General features: G+C 64.9%; 20 protein-coding genes. 7 read left to right on the top strand and 13 right to left on the bottom strand.

Annotated features, from left to right (window positions below; genetic code table 11):
* Positions 1-38 precede the first annotated feature (38 nt).
* The 5 genes from ACSG06_RS21065 to ACSG06_RS21085 form a co-directional block, all read right to left on the bottom strand.
* The gene (locus ACSG06_RS21065; protein WP_440992258.1) at positions 39-1,169 is read right to left on the bottom strand and encodes an ABC transporter ATP-binding protein; all 1,131 of its coding nucleotides are present in this window, start codon (positions 1,167-1,169) and stop codon (positions 39-41) included.
* Entirely contained in the window at positions 1,169-2,044 is an 876-nt protein-coding gene (locus ACSG06_RS21070) for a carbohydrate ABC transporter permease (RefSeq protein WP_440992259.1), read from the bottom strand. The genes ACSG06_RS21065 and ACSG06_RS21070 overlap by 1 nt, the downstream gene beginning before the upstream one ends.
* The gene (locus tag ACSG06_RS21075; protein ID WP_440992260.1) at positions 2,044-2,952 is read right to left on the bottom strand and encodes a carbohydrate ABC transporter permease; all 909 of its coding nucleotides are present in this window, start codon (positions 2,950-2,952) and stop codon (positions 2,044-2,046) included. The genes ACSG06_RS21070 and ACSG06_RS21075 overlap by 1 nt, the downstream gene beginning before the upstream one ends.
* Positions 2,953-2,971: 19 nt before the next feature.
* A complete protein-coding gene (locus ACSG06_RS21080) occupies positions 2,972-4,279 on the bottom strand; it encodes an ABC transporter substrate-binding protein (protein WP_440992261.1) in 1,308 nt (435 codons plus the stop codon).
* 70 nt (positions 4,280-4,349) lie between these two features.
* Positions 4,350-5,024 carry a helix-turn-helix domain-containing protein gene (locus tag ACSG06_RS21085; RefSeq protein WP_440992262.1) on the bottom strand — a complete coding sequence of 225 codons (675 nt, stop codon included), beginning with the start codon at positions 5,022-5,024 and terminating at the stop codon, positions 4,350-4,352.
* A 165-nt stretch (positions 5,025-5,189) separates the two neighbouring features.
* Between ACSG06_RS21085 and ACSG06_RS21090 the strand changes: the two genes are divergently transcribed.
* On the top strand, positions 5,190-5,426 hold the full coding sequence (locus ACSG06_RS21090; RefSeq protein WP_440992263.1) for a DUF1328 family protein: 237 nt from the start codon (positions 5,190-5,192) through the stop codon (positions 5,424-5,426).
* A gap of 6 nt (positions 5,427-5,432) precedes the next feature.
* Here ACSG06_RS21090 and ACSG06_RS21095 read toward each other — a convergent pair whose 3' ends face one another.
* The 3 genes from ACSG06_RS21095 to ACSG06_RS21105 form a co-directional block, all read right to left on the bottom strand.
* On the bottom strand, positions 5,433-6,389 hold the full coding sequence (locus ACSG06_RS21095; protein WP_440992264.1) for an oxidoreductase: 957 nt from the start codon (positions 6,387-6,389) through the stop codon (positions 5,433-5,435).
* Positions 6,390-6,523: 134 nt separating this feature from the next.
* On the bottom strand, positions 6,524-7,306 hold the full coding sequence (locus ACSG06_RS21100; RefSeq protein WP_440992265.1) for a methionyl-tRNA formyltransferase: 783 nt from the start codon (positions 7,304-7,306) through the stop codon (positions 6,524-6,526).
* A gap of 334 nt (positions 7,307-7,640) precedes the next feature.
* Positions 7,641-8,006, bottom strand: a complete 366-nt coding sequence (locus ACSG06_RS21105; protein ID WP_440992266.1) for a DUF4870 domain-containing protein — start codon at positions 8,004-8,006, stop codon at positions 7,641-7,643.
* Positions 8,007-8,340: 334 nt separating this feature from the next.
* Here ACSG06_RS21105 and ACSG06_RS21110 point away from each other — a divergent pair, with 334 nt between their 5' ends.
* The 4 genes from ACSG06_RS21110 to glmS all read left to right on the top strand — a co-directional run bounded on the left by ACSG06_RS21110 (position 8,341) and on the right by glmS (position 13,113).
* Positions 8,341-9,204 (top strand): undecaprenyl-diphosphate phosphatase, encoded by an 864-nt coding sequence (locus ACSG06_RS21110; RefSeq protein ID WP_440992267.1) that lies wholly within the window; start codon positions 8,341-8,343, stop codon positions 9,202-9,204.
* Positions 9,205-9,364: 160 nt separating this feature from the next.
* The gene (locus ACSG06_RS21115; RefSeq protein ID WP_440992268.1) at positions 9,365-9,847 is read left to right on the top strand and encodes a hypothetical protein; all 483 of its coding nucleotides are present in this window, start codon (positions 9,365-9,367) and stop codon (positions 9,845-9,847) included.
* A gap of 282 nt (positions 9,848-10,129) precedes the next feature.
* Positions 10,130-11,323 (top strand): sugar phosphate nucleotidyltransferase, encoded by a 1,194-nt coding sequence (locus tag ACSG06_RS21120; RefSeq protein WP_440992269.1) that lies wholly within the window; start codon positions 10,130-10,132, stop codon positions 11,321-11,323.
* Complete coding sequence (glmS, locus tag ACSG06_RS21125) at positions 11,323-13,113, top strand: glutamine--fructose-6-phosphate transaminase (isomerizing) (RefSeq protein WP_440992270.1); 1,791 nt, start codon at positions 11,323-11,325, stop codon at positions 13,111-13,113. Before ACSG06_RS21120 ends, glmS begins: the two co-directional genes overlap by 1 nt.
* Here glmS and ACSG06_RS21130 read toward each other — a convergent pair whose 3' ends face one another.
* The 3 genes from ACSG06_RS21130 to ACSG06_RS21140 are packed head-to-tail and all read right to left on the bottom strand — an operon-like array spanning position 13,114 to position 15,409.
* Positions 13,114-13,539, bottom strand: a complete 426-nt coding sequence (locus tag ACSG06_RS21130) for a VanZ family protein (RefSeq protein ID WP_440992271.1) — start codon at positions 13,537-13,539, stop codon at positions 13,114-13,116. It abuts the gene before it with no gap.
* Positions 13,540-13,549: 10 nt separating this feature from the next.
* Positions 13,550-14,005: a hypothetical protein gene (locus ACSG06_RS21135; RefSeq protein ID WP_440992272.1), complete on the bottom strand. Its 456-nt coding sequence runs from the start codon at positions 14,003-14,005 to the stop codon at positions 13,550-13,552.
* 3 nt (positions 14,006-14,008) lie between these two features.
* Positions 14,009-15,409, bottom strand: coding sequence for a DUF4330 domain-containing protein (locus ACSG06_RS21140; RefSeq protein WP_440992273.1), 1,401 nt, complete (start codon positions 15,407-15,409; stop codon positions 14,009-14,011).
* 119 nt (positions 15,410-15,528) lie between these two features.
* Between ACSG06_RS21140 and ACSG06_RS21145 the strand changes: the two genes are divergently transcribed.
* Positions 15,529-16,515 carry an SDR family oxidoreductase gene (locus tag ACSG06_RS21145; RefSeq protein WP_440992274.1) on the top strand — a complete coding sequence of 329 codons (987 nt, stop codon included), beginning with the start codon at positions 15,529-15,531 and terminating at the stop codon, positions 16,513-16,515.
* A gap of 3 nt (positions 16,516-16,518) precedes the next feature.
* The gene (locus ACSG06_RS21150) at positions 16,519-17,598 is read left to right on the top strand and encodes a glycosyltransferase family 4 protein (RefSeq protein WP_440992275.1); all 1,080 of its coding nucleotides are present in this window, start codon (positions 16,519-16,521) and stop codon (positions 17,596-17,598) included.
* A 141-nt stretch (positions 17,599-17,739) separates the two neighbouring features.
* Here ACSG06_RS21150 and ACSG06_RS21155 read toward each other — a convergent pair whose 3' ends face one another.
* Together ACSG06_RS21155 and ACSG06_RS21160 are read right to left on the bottom strand one after the other, a co-directional pair.
* The gene (locus ACSG06_RS21155; RefSeq protein WP_440992276.1) at positions 17,740-19,197 is read right to left on the bottom strand and encodes a sulfatase family protein; all 1,458 of its coding nucleotides are present in this window, start codon (positions 19,195-19,197) and stop codon (positions 17,740-17,742) included.
* Positions 19,194-20,522, bottom strand: a complete 1,329-nt coding sequence (locus ACSG06_RS21160) for a sulfatase family protein (protein WP_440992277.1) — start codon at positions 20,520-20,522, stop codon at positions 19,194-19,196. Before ACSG06_RS21160 ends, ACSG06_RS21155 begins: the two co-directional genes overlap by 4 nt.
* Positions 20,523-20,674: the final 152 nt, after the last annotated feature.

The raw sequence follows: 20,674 nt of genomic DNA on the forward strand, positions 1-20,674 counted from the left end.
TGGTAGTGAGGCGGTTGTGGTGGACTGTGCTGGTCGTATCACTGGGGCTGTGAGGGCGGTTCGCTCGGGAACTCGTCGCCGTGACAGATCGCCTGTCCGTCGTCGCCGAAGACGAACAGGTCGGCGGCCTCGAAGCCGACGACGAGCTCGTCGTCGTGCTGGACGTCGCCGAACGCGTCCGAGACGGCGTCGACCGCCGTCCCGTCGGGTGTGTGCCCGTGGACGACGAACTCCGTCCCGAGCTGTTCGACGACCTCGGCGACGACCCGCAGCTCGTAGGTCCCGCCGTCGGGCGAGAGGTACTGCGGGCGGATGCCGAGCGTGACCGCCTCGCCGACGCGGTCGGCGAACCGGTCCGCGGGCGCGGCGACGGCGAAGCCGTCACCGGCGAGGACGAGCCCCTCGCCCGACCGCTCGACCGTCGCGGGCAGGAGGTTCGTCGACGGGGTGCCGATGAACCCGGCGACGTACGCCGAGACGGGGTCGTCGAACAGCTCGCCCGGGGGCGCGAACTGCTCCAGTCGGCCGTTGTTCAGCAGGATGACCTGGTCGCTCATCGTCATCGCCTCCGTCTGGTCGTGGGTGACGTAGACGACGGTCGCGTCGAGCTCCTGGTGGAGCCGCTGGACCTCGACCCGGAGCTCGGCCTTGAGCTTCGCGTCGAGGTCGCTCATCGGCTCGTCGAGCAGCAGCACGTCGGGGTCCTGCACGAACGCCGACCCGAGCGCGACGCGCTGTTGCTGGCCCCCCGAGAGTTCGGCGGGCATCTTCTCCAGCTGTTCGGTGATCTGGAGCGTCTCGGCGGCCTCGTCGATGCGCGGGTCGCGCTCGGCCTTCGGGACGCCCTGGACCTTCAGCCCGTAGCCGATGTTCTCCCGGACGGTCATGTGGGGATACAGGGCGATGGACTGGAACACCATCGCGCAGTTGCGCTCCTGTGGCGACTGGTCGGTCACGTCCTCGTCGCCGAAGGAGATGCGACCCGAGGTCGGCGTCTCCAGCCCGGCGATCATCCGGAGCGTCGTCGTCTTGCCACAGCCCGAGGGGCCGACGAGCGTGGTGAACGAGCCCTCCGGGATGGAGAGGGTGAGGTCGTCGACGGCGACGTGGGTCGCGCCGGCGGTGCGGTACTCCTTGCGAACCGTATCGAAGTGGATTGGACGTGCCATTATTCGAGCCCTCCGACGTTGAAGCCCTGGAGCAGGTAGTTCTGGAGGAAGACGGCGATGAGGAACGGCGGGATGCAGATGAGCAGCGAGACGGCCATCGTCTCGCCCCAGCCGATGGTGACGCGGTCGAGGAACAGGCTCGCCCCGACCGTGATGGTGTACATCTCGTCGCTGCTCATGACGACGCGGGACATGGTGAAGTCGTTCCACGCGACCGCGAACGAGAAGATGGCCGCGGAGATGTAGCCCGGCCGCGCGACCGGGAGCACCACGTCCCACACGGTGCGGGTGCGGCTCGCGCCGCGCACCCAGGCCGACTCCTCCAGCGCGATGGGCACCGTCTGGAAGTACTGCCACATGAGCCAGATGGTGAAGGGCGCGGAGATGGCGGTCAGGCCGAGCGTCAGCGCGAAGTAGCTGTCCAGCAGGCCGAGCGTGTAGAAGATGACGTACAGCGGGATGGCGAGCACGATGGGGCTGAACATGTACGAGAACAGCACCGCGCGTGCCGCCACGGTCTTGCCCGTGAAGTCGAAGCGCGTGAGGCCGTAGCCCGCGGCGACCGCGAGCGACGTCGACAGGAACGTCGAGCTGATGGTGACGATGAGGCTGTTGATGAAGTACTGCACCGTCGCGGTCTCCTCGAACAGCACCTCGAAGTTCCGGAGCGTCAGGTCCGTGATCAGCAGGTGGACGTCGCCGCCGGCGAAGACGGTCGTCGGGTCCTGGACCGCCACGGCGACCATCACGTACACCGGGATGGTGACGAAGATGGCGACCGCCAGCGCGGTGAGGACGACCGAGACGCGCTTGATGCGCCGCTGGAGGTGCTGCGGGACGATGGAGCCGGCCTCGCCCTCGCCGAGGCCCAGCATCAGTGGGCCACCTCCTTCTCGGGTTCGAACACCTTGAAGTAGACGACGGCGACCCCGGCGAGCAGGAAGAACATGATGCCCGCCATCGCGGTCGCGCCGCCGAAGTTCACCTCGTTGAACGCGAGCTCGTACACCCGGATGGGGAGCGTGGTGGTCGCGTTCAGCGGGCCACCCCGCGTGGAGAGGTAGATGATGTCGAACTTGTTGAACATCCAGATTCCCCTGACGAGCAGGATGATGAGGATGGCGCCGCGCAGGTGCGGGATGGTGATGTCGCGGAACGACTGCCACGGCGAGGCGCCCTCGACGCGGGCGCGCTCGTAGAGGTTCGGGTCGATGGCCTGCAGCCGCGCGAGCAGGATGAAGAAGGCGAACGAGCCGAACTTCCAGACGCTCGTGATGGCGACCGCGGGCATCGCCCACTCGACGGTCGAGAAGAACGCGATGGGCTCCTCGACGACGCCGTACTGGACGAGCCACTGGTTGATGACGCCGATGTTCGGGTCGAACAGGAACTGCCAGATGAAGATGACCACGAGCGTCGGCAGCAGGTACGGGAAGATCATCATCGTCCGGAGGATGCTCCCGCCGCGGATCTCCTGGTTGACGACGAGTGCGAGCGCCAGGCCGATGACGAGGCTGAACACCGTCGTCGACACCGCGTACAGCACGCTGTTCCAGAGGAACAGCAGGAAGTCGCCGCTGGTGAGGATGTCGGCGTAGTTCCCGAGCCCGACGAACGACGGCGCGGTCGTCGGGTCCGCGAACAGGCTCATCCCGAGCGCGTAGACGATGGGGATGGCCCACACCAGCGTGAAGAACGCGACGAGCGGGAGGAACGTGAGCCAGAGCAGGAGCCGCCGCTCGTCGAGGTCGGCGAACGGCCGCGTGAGGGTGGACGTGCTCATTGTGGCGGGGAGACGAGGCTCAACCCTGCAGCCCCCGCAGTTCGCTCGCGACCCAGTCGACGGTCTCCGCCGGGGAGCGGCCACCGACGAGCAGCTGGTCGGCGGACTGGCCGAACAGCTGCTGGCCGTAGGCGTCGGCGGCGACGATGTTCGGCGCGCCGTCGCGCCCGGTCGCGAGGACGGTGGTGAACGCGTCCCAGTTGTTCCGGACGAGGTCGATGACCTCCGGGTGCGCCTGGATGGTCTCGTTGTTCTGCACCGCGTCGCTGTCGAGGCCCTCCCGCGTCGGCGGGAACTGGAACAGCGGTGCAGAGAGGATGAAGTCCATGAAGCGGTCGGAGTCGCTGAAGAAGTCGACGAACTCGCGGGCGCCGTCGGTCGCGTCGCCGTCGTTCCAGACGACGTGGCCCTCCATGTACGCCCACCACTTGTCCTGTGCCTTCCCGTCGGGGACGGGGAACGCGGTCGGCGAGAGCTTCTCGACGAGGTCCGGCCGGTTCGCCTGGATGGTGAGGATGGGCAGCCCGCCGACGCTCATCGCGGCCGCGGCGTTCTCCTGCTGGAGCGCGGCGATGGCGTCGCCCCACTCCCAGCCGGAGCCGTTGGGCGCGTACTGCGACATCGTCTGGAGCCACTCGTACGTCTCGACTGCGGCCTGCCGGTTCTCGTCGTCGTCGATGGTGACCTGGATGTCGTCGGCCGGGCCGTCGTAGATGTTCACGTCGTTCTGCCACAGCGTCTGTGTGACCATCGTGTCCGCGTTGTTCGTCTGGCCGGACTGGACGACGTAGCCGTTGATGTCCTCCTCCTCGGTGAGGCGCTGTGCCTCCGTCTGCCAGGTCTCCCACGTCGTCGGGTTCCCGTCGTAGAGGTCGTTGCGGTACCAGCCCATCAGGGGCTCGACCATCGTCGGGACGAAGTACGACTCGCCGTCGACGTTCACCGGGTCCGGCAGGCCGGTCCCCTGCACGACGTCGCTCACCTGTGCCGCCTTGCCGTCGCGCTGGTACCGGTAGGCGTCGGCGGACGTGTCGAAGACGATGTCCGGTGGGTTGCCCGCAGCCCGCATCCGCTGGAGCTGTTCGTCCGTCGAGGTGCCCTTCGACGTGTACGTGACGTCGACGGTGTAGTCCGACTGGTCCTCGAACTCGGAGATGATGTCGTCGATGACCTGCCGGGAGTCGCCCCGGTCCGAGAGGTACTTGATCTCGTTCGAGCCGCCGCCCGAACCGCCGGTCAGTGAGCCGATGCACCCTGCGAGTGCGACCGTCGTGGCTGCGCCGGTCGCGGTCAGCAGCTGCCGCCTGGTCGAATGGTCCCGTGCCATGTGAGTGTATACCACATTAGCAGCGGGAGCCAGTTCACCCTTCACTTGTTGGCTCTTTAAGTGAGGGCAGCTACTGGACTCCGGGGCCGGCCGGCTCGGGAGCCCGCTCGACCGGCGGGGGGCCACCGGCCTCGCCGCCGGCATCGAGCGCGCTCCGCAGGAGTCTGGACTCGGCCTTGCGGAGATGTTCGAGGAACGTCGAGTGCGAGATGTCGAGGGCCGCCGCCAGCGTCTCGGCGTCGGTCTCGCGCGGCCACTCGTAGTAGCCCTCCTCGATGGCGAGTCCCACGACCTCCGCCTGCCGGTCCGAGAGCATCGCCTCGGGCGCCCGGTACGGCGTGAGCCGCGCGAGCTCCACCGAGCCGATCTCTCTGAGCTCGCGGACGATGTTCCGCAGGTCGTCGCGGCGGAACACCACGATGTCGAACGTGCGCTGGCTGCCGCTGACCCGGTCCCACCACTGCATCATCCCGTGGTTCTTCCGGATGATCGGCAGTGCGCCACAGGACCGCTTCGTGAGCTGGATGTGCGTGTCGTCGACGCGCTCGACCGCCGGCACCTGGTCGGACGCCTCGAACGCCTCGAGGAACTCGTCGACGCGCTCCCCCGCATCGATGACGAACGCGATGTGCTCGTCGTCGAGGACCTCCTCGTGCTTGACCGTGAAGGAGGTGTTCCACCGGTTCGTCACCTCGCTCAGCACGCACTCGGTCTGGATGTCGATGTAGAGCTTGGCCCGGTACATTGGGTGGAGTTTCGGATGAACGATAATCAACGTTGCCCGCGTTCGACCCGGCTGTCGGAGGCGGCCGGTGGTTCCCTGCAGGACAGTCGACCGGGAACGTAACGCGACCGTTCCGGCTTAACACGTGTATAATGAAGCGGTCAGGGGTGGTAGCGTGATATCCAGATGCACCTATCGACGAGCGGCCTCACGACGCTCACCGCCGCCCTCGACGCGAGCACCGCACTCGGCGCACTCCCGCTCCAGTCCGGCAACCTGCTCGGACTCGCAATCCTGTTCTTCGTCCTCGCGCTCGCCGCCGCCGTGGTCGGCGCCCGCGGTATCGCGGGGATTAGCATGGAGATCGCCCGGATACTCGTCCTGGTGTTCCTCGTGCTCGCGATCCTCTCCCTGCTGCTCTGACGGCTCTCAGTCCTCCGCGACGGCCGGCTCCCCGAACGCGTACGTGACACCGGTCAGCTCCGTGGAGACCTCCCAGAGCCGCCGTGCGCTCGCCTCGTCGTGCGAGCGGTCGCTGGACGCCTGCACCGCCGGGTAGCCACGCATGTCCATGAGCCCGCCGGGGCCGACGTACTCGCCGCCCTCGATGTCGGGGTGGGTCGCCGCGTACACCATCGGGAGCGAGCCGACGCTCGGTGACTGCCCGACGACGGCGTTGGCGACGCGCATCATCGCGAGCCGGAGCCACGAGCCGCTCGCCTCGGGGCCGCGGTACTGGAGGTTCGTCGCCGAGTAGCCGGGGTGACAGCCCACGCTCGTCACGTCGTCGACACCCGCATCGTCGAGTCTGCGGTCGAGCTCGTAGGCGAAGAGGAGGTTCGCGAGCTTGGACTGCGCGTAGGCGTCCCACTTGTCGTAGTCGCGCTCGCCGTGAAGGTCGTCGAACTCCATCTCGCCGCGCTCGTGGAGGCCGCTGGACTGGCTGACGACGCGGGCCTCGCCCTCGCTCGCCCGGAGCAGCCCCAGCAGGTGGCCGGTCAGCGCGAAGTGCCCGAGGTGGTTCACGCCGAACTGCGTCTCGAACCCGTCGTTCGTCTCCGAGCGCGGGATGGCCATCACGCCGGCGTTGTTGCAGAGGACGTCGACCGCGTCGTACGCCTCGTCCACGCCGTCGGCGAACGACCGGACGGAGTCGAGGTCCGCGAGGTCGCACTCGCGCACGTCGAGGGCGGCGTCGGGGACGGTCTGGCGCACCTCGGCGGCGGCAGACTCGCCCTTGCTGGTGCTCCGGCAGGCCATCACGACCGTCGCGCCCGCCCCGGCGAAGTGCTTCGTCCCCTCGAGGCCGAGGCCGCTGTTGGCTCCAGTGACGACGACCGTTCGTCCCGACAGGTCCGGCACGTCCGCCGCGGTCCACTTGCTCATACTGGGCACCGCTTGGGACGGCAGGCAGTCAAGGCTGTCGGCGAGCAGGGACCGGTTCGAGATGTACGAACCGGACGGTTCGGTCAGCGAGACCCGCCAGCGACTGCTTGCGGTCCGCCGCCATCGGCCGACGGTCAGACCGGCTCGTCGTAGTTCGTCTTCGTCAGGTAGACCTTCTCGCCGCCCAGACGGGTGTAGGCGGGCTCGAACGGGGGGAAGTCGAGCGCGCGAATCCGGTCGTACACGGCGAGTTCGTCGCCGTCGACGAGTTCGTCTGCCGGGATCTCCTTCGCGCCGTCGAGACTGTCCTTCGCGTAGAAGTACCGCTCACCGTCGTACTCGGACTGGGGGGTCCGCATGTCGTGGACGGCACCGGAGACGAGCTTCGGGAGCATCTCCTCGAACAGTTCGACCGAGCGTTCGCGGACCTTCTCGTAGAGCGTCCGGCTGGTGTCGTGCTCGGTTATCTCGGCGAACCTGCGGGCGATGATGTCGCCTGCGTCCACCTGCTCGGCCATGAAGTGCATCGTGGTGCCGTGCTTCCAGTGGTCGTCCTCGCGGGCGTTCAGTATCGAGTGACTGAACACGTTACTGCCCCGGTACCGCGGGAGCTCGGCCTGATGGAGGTTGATCGCGGCCTCGTCGGGATGGTCGAGGAGCTCCGGGCCGAGGATGTTGGGGTAGTAGACGCTGAGCAGGTAGTCGACCTCGTAGTCGAGCGCGGCCCGCTCGTCGGCGATGGGCAGCACGTCGTAGCCGAGGTCGTGTGCGAGCTCGTTGACGGAGCCGTCCCACCAGTTCTCCTCGTCCGCGGGGTACGTCACGACGACGGCGACCGAGACCGCCTCGTGCGCGTGGAGCCGTTCGAGACAGGCCTCGCCGAGCGGATGGCTTCCGAAGAACGCGATGTCGATCATTCCGGGAGCCGGTACGGAGTCGCCCCACATAGCTAGGTGGCGGCTACCCTGCGGCCGAGTGACCCGGGACGCGGCACTGGCCAGTTCAGACGGCACCTCCGACACCGTGGACGCGAATCGGGTCACCGTCTGACCGCCAGCCGAACGGGCGGCGAATCGCGGGAGTGGACGGCGCGGTATGGACTCGGAGGTGGTGGTCGTGCTCGTCGTCGCTGTCCCCCGATGGTCTGCCCGTCTCCAGCGAGGACGTGGCTGACGAACGGACACGCTCGACAGCTGCCGCTCCAGATGCCCGGGCGGGAAGCGACGTCCTCACGAACCGGTTCGGAGGGGCCTACCTCGACGCTGCGACCGCTCCGATGATCGGGAGGGAGAACCGCTCGCCCTCGTACGCCTTGTACAGGAGGAACGCCCATGCACAGAACGTCACCAGCCCGACGACCGGGTAGAACAGGCCGAAGAGGAACGAGAACAGGTCCCCAACGACCGGGAGGAACGACAGGAAGATCGTCACGAAAGAGAGCACGACGTAGACGGCGACGACCACGACGTTGAACGCGATGCTCTGGATCGCGTGGAAGCGGACGAACTCGTTGTCGCCGTCGATGAGGAGCATCGCGACACCCGTGACGAACCCGAACAGGTACGCGACCGCCCCGGCGACGTTCGGTTCGAGACCCGACTCGGTGCTGGTCGACATGCTCGTGGTCCCCCGTCCATCGGTCGCCATCGTCAGGCACCCCCCGCGTGCTGCAGGTCGACACGATACTGTTCCATTCGCTGCCGGCTGGTTTCAGCCATGCCGCCACTCTGGCGGCGGGGGTCATCACATCCGACTCTAGGTAGCTAGCCGGGGGCGCATCCGACGAGCGGACGACGGCACCGACGTCTGCGACGGGCGTCCCGTGGAGCAGACGACCGGGCGCAGTCCGGATTCGCTCCGCGAACGAGCTCCCCTGTCCGTCCGGGCGAACGTGGGCACGCGCTGACGACCAACCGAACGGGCTTTGTATCGCGGGACTGGACCGCGCTGTATGGACTCGGAGATGGTAGTCGCGCTCGTCGTCGGTGTCCTCCAGGGCATCTTCGAGTGGCTGCCCGTCTCCAGCGAGGGCAACGTCACGGTCGTCCTGACCGCGCTGGGACGCCAGCCGGAGGCCGCGGTCCAGTACTCGCTGTTCCTCCACGTCGGCACCGCCCTCGCCGCCACGGTGTACTACCGCGACACGCTCGCCGAGGTGGGCTGGACGCTGTCCGACCTGCGCCCCGACGACCCCTTCCACGAGGAGACCGCGACGCTCTCCTTCCTCGTGCTGGCGACGCTCGCCTCCGGAATCGTCGGCATCGCCGCGTACGTCGCCATCGAAGGGCTCGTCTCCGAACTCACCGGCGGCGCGGCCGTGGCGCTCATCGGCGTCCTGCTCGTCGCGACGGGCGTGCTCCAGCGCGCCGCCGGGACGGGCGACGCGAGCCGCGAGGAGACGCCGGCGCCCGACGGCGGGGCGACTGGCCACCGCGAGACGCCGACCGCCGTCGACGCCGTGCTGGTCGGCGCGCTCCAGGGGCTGGCCATCCTCCCCGGCGTCTCCCGCTCGGGGACCACCGTCAGCGCGCTGCTCCTGCGGGGCTACGAGGGCGAGGCCTCGTTCCGGCTCTCGTTCCTGCTGAGCGTCCCCGCCGCACTCGGCGCGGGCGTGCTCGCCGTGCTCGACGGCGGCGGGCTCCCCACGCTGAATCCGGCTGCCGCCGGCCTCGCGCTCGCGACCGCCGCCGTCGTCGGCTACCTCACCATCGACGCGCTGATGCGGGTGGTGAAGCGGGTCGCGTTCTGGGGCGTCTGCGTGGGGCTCGGGACCCTGGCCATCGTCGGTGGCGTGCTGGCCATCGAACTAGCGTAGCACCGTCATTCCTCCCCAGAGCGAGCGGGAGCCACGCTGCCATCGGCAGCGACCCACTGGCTCGTCCGGTTCGTCCACCAGTACGGGGTAGTGCCGGGGGGTTGGATACCGCCCTTACGGTCTCACAAGATACTTATCTGCTATCGGACTTATTTCGGACATGAACCGTCGGTCCCTCCTCACGTCGCTCGGCACCCTCGGAGTCACGGGGGTTGCCGGGTGTTCTGGCCTCCTGGACGAGGACGTTCCCGCGGGGAGTCTCCGGTTCGAGAACCGGGATTCCCTCCCGCACGTCATCGGGATGTCGGTCGTCGACGTCGGCAGCGACTCGGAGACGGGGTCGGATGGATACGACGTCACGGGCGAGGTGACCGTGCGGCCTGGGCAACGCGAACTGACCGCCTCGCAGTCGGTCGCGCCCGGCGAGACACGGACGTTCAGGGACGTCTTCACGGAATCGGTCTACTACCTGGTCGAGTTCACACTCGACGGCGAGCATCCCGAGGACGGTGGAACGATCCCGTTCAATCCGTCGCCGCCAGACCGGGAGTACGACAACGTCCTCGGCGGCGTCGTATATGCATCCGGCGAGTTCTCGTGGCAGGTGAGCTCGACCGACAACCCCGGACGGTTCGAGCGATAGGGCGAACACGCCGGTCGCGACCGCCGACTGGTCCGGCTGTCGGGAGTACCGTTTTGTCGCTGGCCACCGTCGACTGTTCCATGGGAGACCGCGCCTGCTACCGCGAGTTCTGCCCCGACTGCGACGCGCAGGTGACCATCGTCGACGAGGAGTGCCCCGACTGCGGGCGGTCGCTCGTCGTCGAGTGAAGCGCGCCGTCGGCTGGTTACCGACTCCCGACGACTGCTCTCGATTTCGCGCAAGCAAGAAGATATATTACCGTCGAAAGGTGTCCTTCCTCCAATGAGTATCACTGCGGCCGTGGTCCTCGCCGCAGGGGAAGGAGAACGGCTGCGCCCGCTGACACGGAACCGGCCGAAACCGATGCTCCCCGCCGCGAACCGACCAATCATCGAGTACGTGTTCGACGCGCTCGTCGACGCCGGCATCGAGGAGCTGCACGTCGTCGTCGGCTACAAGCGCGACCGCGTGCAGGGCCACGTCGGCTCGACCTACCGTGGCGTCCCCGTGAGCTACCACGCCCAGGAGCGACAGCTCGGCAGCGCCCACGCCGCCCTCCAGGCGCGCGACGCGCTCGACGACGACTTCCTCGTCGTCAACGGCGACCAGGTCATCCAGGGCGACCTCGTCGCCGACGTGATGGCCGCCCACGACGAGGCGAGCGACGTGACCCTCGCGGTCATCGAGAGCGACGAGGCGTCGATGTACGGCGCGGTCGAGGCGAACGGCGACCGCGTCACCCGCATCGTCGAGCGGCCGGGCGGCGACGAGTACCGCCTGCTGAACGCCGGCGTCTACGCCTGCGACGGGTCGCTGTTCGACGCCGTCGAGTACGCCATCGAGCAGGGCGACGAACTGACCCTGCCCAACACCATCAGCTCGCTCGTCGACTCCGGCTTCGAGGTCCGGGCCGCACACACCGCCGGGCTGTGGACCGACGCGACCTACCCGTGGGACCTGCTCGCCGTGAGCCAGCAACTGCTCGCCCGTGGCGACATCGACGGGACGGAGGTCCGCGAGGGCGTCTGGTGCGCCGAGCGCGTCCGCATCCACGAGGACGCCGTCCTCCACCCGCCCGTCGTCGTCAGCAGCGACTCCGAGATCGGCGCGAACGCCGTCGTCGGCCCGAACGTCGCGCTCGGGCAGAACGTCACCGTCGGCTCGAACGCGACCGTCGAGCGCTCCGTGCTCGACGCCGACACGCGCGTCGGCGCTGGCTCGACGCTCGTCGACTGCGTCACCGGCCAGCGCGTCTCCCTGGGCGCGGGCTGTGTCGCCCCCGGCGGACCCGCCGACGTCGCCATCGGGACGACCGTCCACGAGGACCGCCGCCTGGGCGCACTGGTCGCCGACCGCGCGACGGCCCGGGGTGGCGTGACCCTGGTACCTGGAACGCTCGTCGGCCCGAACGCTGAACTCGATGTGGGGACGACCGTCTCCGGAGTGATCCCCGAGAACGGGCGGGTGATGCGCTGATGTGCGGCATCGTCGGCTGCGTCGGCCGCCCCGACGAGACGCTGGACGTGCTCATGACCGGACTGTCGAACCTCGAATATCGAGGGTACGACTCCGCCGGCGTCGCGCTCTCGAACGAGTCCCTGTCGGTCGAGAAGCGCGCCGGCGAGCTGGAGGCGCTCGAGGACGCGGTCCGGACCACCTCGCTCCACGGCAACGTCGGCGTTGGCCACACCCGCTGGAGCACCCACGGCGCCCCCACCGACGCGAACGCACACCCGCACACCGACTGCAGCGGGCGCGTCGCCGTCGTCCACAACGGAATCATCGAGAACTACGACGTGCTCAAACAGGAGCTCCGGGCCCGCGGCCACGAGTTCGAGAGCGAGACCGACACCGAGGTCGTCGCCCACCTCGTCGAGGAGCGCCTCGAAGCGGGCACCGACCCCGAGTCCGCGGTCAGGAACGCCGTCGAGCGCATCGAGGGCAGCTACGCCGTCGGCGTCGTCGTCGCCGGCGTCGACGCCATCTTCGCCGCGCGCGAGGACTCCCCCCTGGTCATCGGCGTCGCCGACGACGAGTTCCACCTCGCCAGCGACGTCCCCGCCTTCCTCGACTACACCGACCGCGTCGTCTACCTCGACGACGGCGAGTTCGCCACGCTGCGACCGGGCGGGTTGACTGTCATGGATTCCACGGGGACGCCCATCGAGAAACCCATCGAGACGGTCGACTGGGACACCGAGGACACCGGCAAGGGCGGCTACGACCACTACATGCTCAAGGAGATCCACGAGCAGCCCCACGCCATCCGTCAGTGCCTCAGCGGTCGCGTCGACGAGCTGCGCGGGCGTGTGGAGCTGTCGGAGCTCTCGGGGTTGGAGCGACCGCAACGCGTCCAGTTCCTCGCCTGCGGCACGTCGTATCACGCCGGCCTCTACGCGGCGCACCTCTTCCGCGAGATGGGCATCCCGGCCCAGACGTTCATCGCCAGCGAGTACGCGACGAGTCCCCCGCCCGTGGGAGCGGACGAACTCGTCGTCGCCATCACCCAGAGCGGCGAGACCGCCGACACGCTCTCCGCGTTGCGCGAGGCGAAAGCGCGGGGCGCGGAGACGCTTGCGCTCACGAATGTGGTCGGGTCGTCGGTGACCCGGGAGTGCGACCACACCATGTACATCCGCGCCGGCCCCGAGATCGGCGTCGCGGCGTCGAAGACCTTCACCTCCCAGCTCGTCGCGGTGAACCTGCTGGTGGAAGCGATGAACGGCAACGATGCGGGCGTGCTGACGGGGCTCCGTGATCTGGCCGGCGACCTCCAGTCCGTGCTGGACAGGGTGAACGTTCGGTCCGCCGCGGCGCAGCTGGCCGCCGCCGAGCGCTGCTTCTTCGTCGGCCGCGGGCTGAACCATCCGGTCGCGCTTGAGGGCGCGCTCAAGTTCAAGGAGATCACCTACGTCCACGCCGAGGGGTTCCCCGCTGGGGAGCTGAAACACGGGTCGCTGGCGCTGGTGACCGAGGATACGCCTGTGGTGGCCGTGTTGACCGGCGACGACGAGGAGACTCAAAAAACAATTGGGAACATCAAGGAGGTCGAGTCAAGGGACGCGCCCGTGATTGCGGTGACCGACGGTCGTGTCGAGCTTGAGGGATATGTGGACGAGGTCATCGAGGTTCCTGAAACACATCCGCACATCGCGCCGTTGCTGGCGAACGTCGTGCTGCAGTTGATTGCGTACCGAAGCGCTGACCTGCTCGGGCGGAGCATCGACAAGCCGCGAAATCTCGCGAAGAGCGTGACCGTCGAGTAGTCAGTTCTGGTTGAGTTCAGCGGCGAGTTTTCGGGCACGGACGTACCTGATTCTGCGCTCGACGACGAACCACACGCTCACGAGCAGTGCGCCAAGGGTGTTCGCTAGCAGGTCGCCCCAGCCGAAGTACCGGTACGGGAGCGTCCCTTGTGCTAGTTCGATGAGGAGGCCGAAACCGACCGTGCCACCGATGACGAGTGCGGCACGCCGGTACGGTCTGTCGCGCTGTCGTGCCGTCGCGTAGGCGAACGCGAACGCGAGCGCCGCATAGGCCGCGAAGTGGAGGCGCTTGTCCCAGAAGGGTGTCGGTGTTGGTGGCCCGGGAACCGCCCTGAGGAGGGAAAAGTAGACTATGGCGCCGAGTACACCGGCAACTCCGAGCCACCTGAGAGGTCTCGGGAGCAGCGGGAACCGGAGTCTTGTCATCTGTTGCGAATCACCCAGATTCTCCGGCCCCCGGTTCGCCGGAGGTCTCCTCAGGGGTAACAGGAGGTCTGAGCGTACGAACCAGCCACCGTCCGCCCTCCGTCTCTGCTACCTTTCTCACCCCTCGATTGACAGTCCCGACACCCGACCTCACTCTAGAGGTCTGCCAGTACGGCTCGATTCGTTCGACGGCCACGTCACCCAGTCTCGTGAGCGTGCCGACAGTGTACGAATCACGCAGGTCGACAACCACACCAACGGGCTCTGGCTCCTTCGTCAACCACTTGTAGGTGGAGGATTCCCGTACCGTTGTCACGACCCGTTCACTCGCCCCCACGAGTCGCGAGTCCAAGAAACCCGCCGAGATTCGGGCAATCGTGGTGCCAATCTGTGAGCGGTTTAGGGACCGCCGGATCTTCATAGGTACCAGCCCACCATCTTCTCCCTTCACCACGTCTTCTTTCATGGCTCAGACAGACACCACGGTCGCACGTATCACGATTGTTCCGAAGTCCAACAAGACGGTGTCACCCTGCCTGAGTGGTGATCCTTTGAACGTGATTCCGGTTGCCGACTCGCGTACCTGAAGTTCGGCGGTGATTGTCACGTCCTTGTTCACCGGATGATCACGGACAAAGACGTTGCCGTCGTTGCTGGTGACCACGACCTGCGTCGGTTCCACATCGACGTTCGAAACGTCGACGATCGTTTCGCCAGCGACCTCCTCGGTCATGTCTCGCTCAATGCCGTTCGCAACATCAGGTTCGACGTTCTCCAGTTCCAACGTGACCGTCCGTGTCGCTTCCGTACCACGCTGTTCGAGTGCGTTCACGCGAACAACACGGCCCTCGAACCCATACTCGTCGGTTCGGAACGGGAGGTCTGCTCCCTCACGAATTTCCTGTCCGGCGAACCGCGGATTTTCGCGTGGCTGGTACGTCCGGTATGTGACGCCGATGTAAGCAAGCCGACCGTCTGAATCGCCGGTCGCGTAAGCATCAATCGTCCGAATACTCGCAACAGTCTGGTCGTTGATAAGATATTCGTCACCGATTTCGAGCTGTGCTAGCGTCTCGCTGTCGAGTTCGGTGCGAACAAGGACGTCCGTCTGTGATACCGGGAGTTCGGTCACGTCGGTTCGAAGAAGCGTCCCGCGGATGTCGAATTCGCCAGTGGTGAGTTGCACCGTCTGACCGAGTCTGACCGGCGTCGCGCCGAAACGAAGCGTGTGCCGGTCCTCATGGGCGAGCAGGTTCGCAACGACGATGACACGACGCTGACCCGAGTCGTCTGTCTCGTAGATCTGGAAGGTCTCTATCGTTGCGATCGTCCGATTGTTCCGTACGACGGTGGTGTTTGCGTCGATGCGTACTGCTTCCTCGGCCGAAACCGTTGTTTCGAGGAGGACACGTGTGTTCTGCAGGTCGAGTTCAGGACTGCTCGAACCCGTCGTGATGATACGCCCCGACGTACTGTACTCCGAGGTCGTGATGGTCAGGTCACGACCGACCCGTGGAGGACCGCCACCGTACGTTATACTGTCGCCGGACCATTCCCCGGTCAGTGACACTCGAACGAGAACCCGTCTATCGTTCCCCTGATCAGTTGTGTATACGTCCGTGACAACTAGCTCCTCCGTTTCGCTGAGGGAGACGGTATCACCTTCCTCGATGAGTGATGAGACATACGCCGGTTGGGCACCGAGGTCGAGTGTGGCATAACGGGTTTCCGTGGTTGGTCGAGGTTTCGAATCGTCGGAGACCACGAACGCGACGCCAGCACCGCTGACCCCAATGACGAGCAGAACGACAAACACGTCAACGACGTTGATAACGCCAAAGAGGTTCCCCTCGTCGTCAAGTATTTCCATCAGAGTCTCACCTGTTCCATGCTGACGAAGCATGCCCATCACTCTGACTAAACGTTTGCGGAACCAGCGGTGAACACTAAAATCGAAGCGTTTTCGTCACCCATTACACTTGTTCCAGTATGGATATCCTCATCACGGGCGGTGCGGGTTTTATCGGCGGAAATCTCGCGGAATCTTTTATCTCTGATGGACACAGTGTGACGGTTCTGGACAGTCTCGAGCCGTTCTACGATACGCGTCTCAAGCAGCACACGATCGATATTTGTGAACAGCGTGCGGTCGAGGGAGATGGTTCGTATCATTTCGTCGAGGGTGACGTACGGGACTTGGAGCTGGTCACCGACCTCGTCGACGATGTAGACTACGTATATCATCAGGCAGCGCAGGCGGGCGTGAGACCGAGCGTGAAGAACCCTCGAAGGTACGACGATATCAACGTCGATGGCACGCTGAACGTACTCGATGCTGCACGTGATTCGGACATCGAACGCGTCGTCCTGGCGTCTTCGTCGTCCGTCTACGGACGACCCGAGTATCTCCCCTACGATGAGTCACATCCGACGATGCCAATTAGCCCGTACGGAGCTTCGAAGCTCGCAGCGGAGCGGTACACCTGCGCGTACAGTGAGGTGTACGATCTCCCCGCAGTTGCACTACGGTACTTCACCGTCTACGGCCCACGGATGCGCCCGAACATGGCGATATCCAATTTCGTTTCGCGCTGTCTGAACGGGAAGCCGCCCGTCGTCTACGGTGATGGGATGCAGACGAGGGACTTCACGTTCATCGACGATGTCGTCGATGCGAACGCCAGATTACTGTCAAAAGACGCAGCGGACGGTGAAGTTCTCAACATCGGGAGCACAGATTCGATAGAAATTCTCACGTTAGCGGAGGAGATTCGTGATCAACTCGCCCCAGAGCAGGATATCGTTTTCGAGGACCAGTACGAAGCAGACGCCGAACACACGCATGCGGACAGCTCAAAAGCCTCGGAGCTACTCGGCTACGACCCGAGCCGAACGATTCGTGATGGAGTCAGCGAGTTCATCGACTGGTATCGAGCGAACCGGAACTGGTACGAACCCCTGGTCCTGGAGGAGTAGGTAATGCGGATACTACGCGTCGCACAGAACCTCTATCCGGAGGTCCCCGGGGGTGGTTCCTATCACGTGCATGCGATGTCACGTGAACAGGCCGCGCTCGGACACGATATCACTGTGGTGACAGTCTCGGGCGACGAGAACCTCCCACGCCGAGAACAACGAAACGGATACACTGTCGTTCGTCAAAGGCCAACTGTGGAGCTGTTAGGAAACGAGATTTCTGCCGGCGTGCATCGGTTCCTGCGAAACGCAGAGGAGTTCGACGTTATTCATGCCCACTCACACCTCTACTTCTCGACAAACCTGGCCGCAATCCGACGTCGACTCGGTGACGTCCCCCTTGCACTCACCAACCATGGTCTCTACAGTCAGAACGCTCCCGAGTGGCTCTTCGATCTATACCTGCGGACGGCGGGACGATGGACGTTCAACCGAGCCGAAGTGGTGTTCTGCTACACCGACGAGGATAAACGACGTGTCCAAGACCTCGGGGTCAGGTCACGGGTCGAGGTGGTGGCCAACGGCGTCGATACAGACCGTTTCAGACCGGACGGCGAGAGTAGTGACCGAATCGCCCACGACGGGCCAGTAGTGCTGTTCGTCGGTCGATTGGTCGAGGGGAAACGGCCGAGAGACGCCGTCGAGGCTGTTTCGAGACTGTCAGACGAGATGAACGCGAAGCTGTATGTGGTGGGCGATGGCCCCCTGCGAAAGGAGATAGAAGGGCTGGCGGGAGAGAATGTAGAGTGTCTTGGGCAAGTGCCGTACGAAGAAATGCCGGCAGTGTTCCGGGCAGGCGACGCATTGGTCTTGCCCAGCAGGGCTGAAGGACTACCCAGAACGGTACTGGAGGCGATGGCGTCGGGCGTACCCGTAGTCGTGAGTGAATTAGAGCAGGTCGCACCTATCGCAGAGAGAGGGGGAGTCACGGTTCCCGTTGGGGACGTGGACGGGTTCAGTGACGGGATCAGAACAGTCCTCCAAGATGGACACCAGGACCCCCGGCCGGTCATCGAGCAACGATTCGACTGGGCAGACACGGTTGCGAACACGACAGCGGTCCTGGAGGAACTGGCCCACTAGTTCTCTCTTCGGCACGACGGAGGTCAACAGCGCGTTGGCTTACCGGTCACAGATGCGCGAGCTAATACGGTGAGTCGGAACTCCCAGACCGTCGATACACCGCCGTCGGCAAGACGGCTACATGCGAGCGGACAGTGGCCGTTACTGGAGGTAGCCGAGGTCCTCAAGTCGGCTCTTGGTATCTCCGTCGATGGTGACTTCGGAGCCATCGGGAGCATGGTCGAACGACAGGAGCCACTCGTCCAGTGCCTGATCCAGTTCCGAACGAACTTCCGTCCGCGTGTCGGCCAAATTGGTGCCCTCGTCCGCGTCTTGCTCGATGTCGTACAGTTCTTGAGACCCCCGAGATCCACGGATGTACTTGAACCGGGACGTACGGATGGTACGGAGCGACCGGTCGTACCGCCGGACATCGTCTGAGAGTTCGCCGACGCGTTCGCTCAACGCCTCCATCGACGGCTGTGGCGCGAGATACTCTGCGAACGCGTACTCACGTGTCTCCTGAGACCCGGGGTGGAACGAGATGCCCTGGAACTCCTTCCCCCTGTTCGAGGCGTCGATATCTAAAGCGTCAAGCAGTGTCGGAGCGACGTCAACGAGCTGCACGAGGTCGTCGACGCGACCAGTTCCGAATGGCCCACCATGGATGAACAGGGGCACACGCAGGACCGGATTGTAGAGTGCATACTGGTGGTCCATCAGGCCGTGGTCGCCGATATACTCACCGTGGTCGCTCGTCACGACGAAGACGGTTTCCTCCCACTCACCGGCAGATTCGAGCATCTCCACGACGCTCTGAATCTTCTCACCGAGGTAGGATATCTCAGCACGGTAGAGGGCACGGAGGATCTCGAAATCGTCGTCCGACATCTCGATGTTGTCTGTGATGTACCCCCAGGCGTCCTGGTTCACCGTCATCGCCTCCTCGAATGAAACCCCGGTCGGAAGGTGCTGTTCGGCGTGGTCCTTCGGTGGCCGGTACTCCAGATGCGGCTCCAGATAGTTGATGAAGAGGAAGAACGGCCGAGAACGGTCCCTGTCAGCGAGCCACCCCTCGACCCAGTCGTTCGTGCGGCTGGCCCCGTCGTCCTCGTTCTTCCGCAAGAACTGCCCGTAGACAGCATTGGCCAGATTGGTTGCCGGGTTCCCATCGAATAGTGCCTTCAGTGCGCCCCACAGTTTGCTCATGCCTTCCTCCTCCCGGGCAACCCTCCCGAGGTCGGTCTCGGACTGGACATACTGCCAGGTCTTGTAGAACGTCTCGAACCCACGGGCGAAGCCGAACTCTTCGCTGATCCAGGTGTTGTTCGAGACCGCGACCGTTTCGTACCCGTTGTCCGAAAGAATCTCCGCGAGCACCGGCAGTCGGTCGTCCAGGCGCTTATGTCCCGCGTGGGCACCGTGTTTCGATGGATACGTACCGGTGAAGAGGGAGGCGTGAGAGGGCAGTGTCCACGAGGTGGTCGCGGTGGCATTCGTGTACATCTGGCCGGATTCGGCGAGCTCTGCAAAAATCGAGTTCCCGGACTCCACGAACTGCTCGAGTGTCGTCGCTCTGGCCGTGTCCATCACGATCAGAACGACGTTGTGCTCCATCATTTGTAGCCGAGTGCACTGAGTCGTTCCTCGACACCCTGATGGTCGTCGAAGTCCGGGATTTCGACGCCGGCAGAGGTCGACTCGATCTTCCTGAGACGGTCGTCCAGAGCCGTGGTAAACTGGTCGAGAGACTCGCTATCCGCGAGGTTCTGTTGCTCGGCCGGGTCTGTGGTCAGGTCGTAGAGGTAGTGCTCGTCCTCCTTCCCGTCGTACAGGTACTTCGTCTCCGCCGTCCGGAACCCGAACCTGAGGTGGTCCTCGCCCCGCATCTCCTTCTCGGTGACCACCATATCGTAACTGGGGTCGTCTCCTTCGAGGACCGGGAGAAGCGATTCCCCCTCGATCCGCTCTTTCATCTCGGGAGCGAGCTCCGCATCGGCGATATCGAGCATCGTCGGGAGGATATCGATCGTCCTGACGAGGGTATCGACCGTCGCCGGTTGCTCGATGTCCGCGCTCTCGGGGAACTGTACGATCAGCGGGACGTGTGTGAGCTCGTCGTACGGCAGGTTCCCGTGTCCGTATCGGCCGTGTTCCGTGAACTCGTCTCCGTGGTCCCCGACGAGTATCACGACCGTGTCGTCCAGCTGTCCCCGGGAGTCGAGTTCGTCGAGGAACGAACCGAGCTCGCGGTCGAGATACCGGACTTCCTTCCTGTAGTTCTCCCAGAGCTCCTCGTGCTCTTCATCGGTGACCTGCTCGGGAGTGTTCACCGCCGCTTTCCGCCAGAGACGCTCCGCACGGAACTTGTTCCGGTAGGTGAAATCGTCGCCGGGGAGATACGGGCCATGCACGTCCATATACTGGGTCCAGAGGAACCACGGTTCACTCTTCTCCGAGATCCAGTTCCGGAGGTGCTCGTTGACCGTCTCGATCGGCATGTACGGTGTTCGACGGAGGACCCGGGCGAACTTGTTCGCGTACCGGAGCAGGTCGTCGGGTGCTCGTTCGACGATGCCGTCAGCCTCGAAGGGGAGGATGTTCTCCTCGAAGGTATCGAAGCCGCGGTGGAAGTTGCGGAGGCGGGAGACGTTCGGATTCGAGTGTATCGCACCGGTCGTGTAGCCGTTGCGCTGGAACTGCTCGGCCATCGTCGGCTGCTCCTCCTCGAGGTACCAGTGGCCGCCATAGTCGAGGGGGTACCGTCCTGTCAGCATCGCGGTCATCGACGGCGCAGTGCTGACACCCTGCGCGAAGCAGTTGGTGAACTCGACGCCGTTGTCCGCGAGCCGGTCAATATTCGGGGTTGGAAAATCGGACTCCCGGGCAGTGTCGTATCGGATAGAATCGACGACAAGAAAGAGGACGTTAGGCTGGGTGGGCATTACCGGGGAGATGTAGGCACGACGCATAAAGAGATTACTAATCCCGTCAACGAGACATGGGATGTAACAGTTCGTCGTTCTGCGATTTTGACCGCCGGTTCATGTAGCCCCTTATCCGAGAGCCAACGGTGATACTCTCATCACATTGTATA

The sequence above is a fragment of the Haloarchaeobius baliensis genome, from assembly GCF_052060055.1.
GTDB lineage: Archaea > Halobacteriota > Halobacteria > Halobacteriales > Natrialbaceae > Haloarchaeobius > Haloarchaeobius baliensis.